Annotated in this window: 3 protein-coding genes; all 3 read left to right on the top strand. The window is 42.6% G+C overall.

Annotated features, from left to right (window positions below):
* Window positions 1–482: 482 nt before the first annotated feature.
* Window positions 483–644, top strand: a complete 162-nt coding sequence (locus AC29Z1_RS15400; RefSeq protein ID WP_488272336.1) for a hypothetical protein — start codon at window positions 483–485, stop codon at window positions 642–644.
* Window positions 645–671: 27 nt separating this feature from the next.
* Window positions 672–2,588, top strand: a complete 1,917-nt coding sequence (locus tag AC29Z1_RS15395) for a sigma 54-interacting transcriptional regulator (RefSeq protein WP_488272335.1) — start codon at window positions 672–674, stop codon at window positions 2,586–2,588.
* 227 nt (window positions 2,589–2,815) lie between these two features.
* Window positions 2,816–3,426 (top strand): enolase-like domain-containing protein (locus AC29Z1_RS15390; protein WP_488272334.1); only part of this gene is annotated, 611 nt, incomplete at its 3' end.

Below are 3,426 nucleotides of genomic sequence, written 5' to 3'. Positions count from 1 at the left end.
TCCCCTGCTCCACTACACTTTATGCTTTACCCCAACATTTGACAAAGAACCATATTTTATTGGTATAAGAAAGCCCATTTATAGCAGTAAAGTATGCCCGCAGCCGGTTTATGCCAGAGTTTGTATTTTTTAATCGCTCAGTAGCAAAACCCCAGTTTAGTTCATAGCATGTAATATCTCCCCTATAATACACAAAGGAGGTATATACTTATGGGATTTGGTTTTGGTGGTGGCTGCGGCAATGGTAACAATGGCTGGATTATAATCATTATTATAATCATTTTATTATTCTGCGTATTTGATAATGATTGCAATTCAACCTGCTAGCATTATTTTATGACGATGCCATTTAAAAACTGCCAAATCTTTTTGCAGAAAGTTACATGCGCAAGTCGCTACATGAGGGCGGCTCAGTTCAGCGAGTTTATAACAACTGAATCTGAGCCAACATGACCCTACTGTCAATAAGCACAACTAAATCTATGAGTATCGCCCGCTTTGATGATTGGTTTGTGCTCATAGACTTCCACATAACAAGCCGTCTGCCTGATGGTAGGCGGCTTGTTATGTGGGAGGAGGTGCTTAGTTTTCCCGTTACGCTGATCGTTAGCTTAGCTACTATGTCTTGTGCTATAATAATCTAGAAAAGTCGTTAAAACTAGGTGGTATAAATGGGAAAAATTGCCTTTATAGCTCCCTCAGCTGGGATGCTTACCGTAGGACAGGAAGTACTTGCAGAATTAGGAATAGAAGATAAAGTTGAGTGTTTTCTAGGTGGTTTGCAACAAGGAGTGGATATAGCCAGACAGGTGGAAGCCAAGGGCTTTGATGTCATTATTACCCGGGGTGGAACAGCCAAACTTATTGTTGATGCCGGCATTAAAATCCCCATTGTTGAAATACCGATCACTGTCCAGGATTTAGCAGAAGCACTCCTTACTGCCAAAACTTTGACCCAAAAAAATAAACCCAAGATAGCGGTTTTGGCTTTTAATAATATGATTTATAGTATTGAAGTCTTTAGTAAAGTTATGGATATCGACATGACGATATATCCGGTATATTCTACCATTGATTTTAGTGTCGAAGTTGAGCGGGCTATAAATGACAAAGCTGATGTGATCATTGGTGGCTTTGAAATAACAAAACTAGCAGCTAAGCTTGGTGTAAAAACCGTCATATTGATGTCGGGAAAAGCTTCGTTCCGTACAGCCTTTCTTCAGGCGTTAAGTGTATCTTATGCTCGGCAGATTGAAAAAGAACGACTCCAAAAGTTCCGGGTGTTAGTGGATTATTCGGTGCAGGGGATTATTAGCATTAATAGCAAAAAAACAATTGAGGTTTTTAATTATGCGGCTGAGCGGTTGTTGGGCTTTAGTGCTTTAACAGCCGTAGGCCAAAATATCGATAAAGTATGCCCGGCATTGCCTGTGGATCATTGCTTGCATAATGGCAGGGCGATATTAGGTGAACTGGTTGTCGCCAATGAGCGGAAACTTATGGCCAATATTGTGCCGATCAGCATTGACGGAAACGTTACCGGTGCGATGATTACCATAGAAGATGTTGGACAAATTGTTGCCATGGAAGCAGCCATCCGTAAAGAAATGTATAGTAAGGGACTTACAGCGCAATATCGGTTGCATGACATTTTGGGATCTTCACCTAAAATGCTGGAAGCGAAACGAATTGCTGAAGAGTATGCCGCTACCGATGCTACGGTATTAATTATGGGGGCCTCTGGGACAGGCAAAGAAATGTTTGCCCAGAGTATTCACAATGCCAGCAAACGACGGCAGCGACCATTTGTTGCCGTCAATTGTGGCGCTATTCCTGCAAGTATTCTGGAAAGTGAATTATTCGGTCATGTGGAGGGGGCGTTTACCGGAGCGAACAGGAAGGGAAAAGCCGGACTTTTTGAGTTGGCTCATGGCGGTACCATATTTTTAGATGAAATCGGTGAGATGGGAAAATTAGCTCAGACAAGCCTTCTGCGGGTAATTCAGGAACGGCGGGTCATGTGTCTGGGGGACGATAAATATTTGCCCATTGATGTTAGAATTATTGCTGCTACAAATAAAAATTTGGCACAATTAGTGAAAGAGGGGCATTTTAGGGAAGATCTGTATTACCGAATCAATGTATTGCCATTAGAGTTGCCTCTGTTAAAGGATCGGGACGGTGATGCTGCGATCATTGCTGAGTATTTTGTTAATACGTTTAATCGAAAGTTTTCTCGTTCGATCGTCTTAAGTCCAGAGGCGAAAGAATGTATTTGTGCCTATAGTTGGCCGGGAAATTTACGGCAACTCAGAAATGTCATGGAACGCATTGTGGTTATAGCCAAGGAGAATGTGATATCTGGTGAGTTTATGCGCAGTATGCTGGATATGACTGAAGAACTTAAACCCTCTCAACCTGCACCTGTGCCGCAGGATGTTTCGGAAAAAGCAAGAATTTTGCGGGTACTTGCTGAGCAGGGGTATAACCAAAAGGAAACCGCTAAAGCTTTGGGAATTGATAGAAGCACACTGTATCGCAAGTTAAAAGCATATGGAATTGAAGTCAAGAAAATTTGCAACGTGTGATGCGTTTTTTGCAACACGTGAAGAAGTCTGCAACATTTGTTGCGGACTTTTTTGTATCTTTCTGAATTTACTATTTACTATGAAAAAAGCAACAATTGAGATTCTATCGCGAAAAGCAGCTCGTTTTCGACAAATTGTAGTAGGTTTGGTATAGTTGGCATGAAAATTGCGTTTAATTTAGGCAGGAAAGGAAAGTAGTCAAATGCACTAGAGAATGGAGTGAAAAAATGGATTATAAAGCAATATCCACGGCACCAGTTATTACCGAAATGCTTGTTATTCCGGTTGCCGGTCATGATAGCATGCTGCTAAATCTTAGCGGTGCTCACGGGCCATACTTTACCCGCAACATTGTTATCTTAAAAGATAATGCAGGTCATACTGGGGTTGGTGAGGTACCGGGGGGCGAAGGAATTCGCAAGACCCTGGAAGAATCAAAACCTTTGGTAGTAGGCCAAACGATTGGGAATTACAACAATATCCTTAATAAGGTACGCAACCTGTTTGGTGACCGGGACGCCAGTGGGCGTGGCTTGCAAACCTTTGATTTGCGTATCACCATCCATGCGGTTACTGCCTTGGAAGCAGCCATGCTGGATTTATTAGGTCAATTCCTGAATGTCCCGGTTGCCGCTTTATTAGGTGAAGGGCAACAGCGCGATAAAGTGGAGATGCTGGGTTATCTCTTCTATATTGGTGATCGTAACAAGACCAACTTGCCATATCTGAGTGCCCCAGATGAAAAAGATGACTGGTTACGGTTGCGGCATGAGGAAGCGCTGACGCCGGAGGCTATCGTGCGCTTGGCCGAAGCAGCTCATGCTCGTTATGGTTTTAA

It is taken from the genome of Sporomusa sp. (assembly GCF_057736855.1).
The sequence above is the reverse complement of the archived record's forward strand: the minus strand, read 5'-3'. Positions and strand labels throughout refer to the sequence as shown.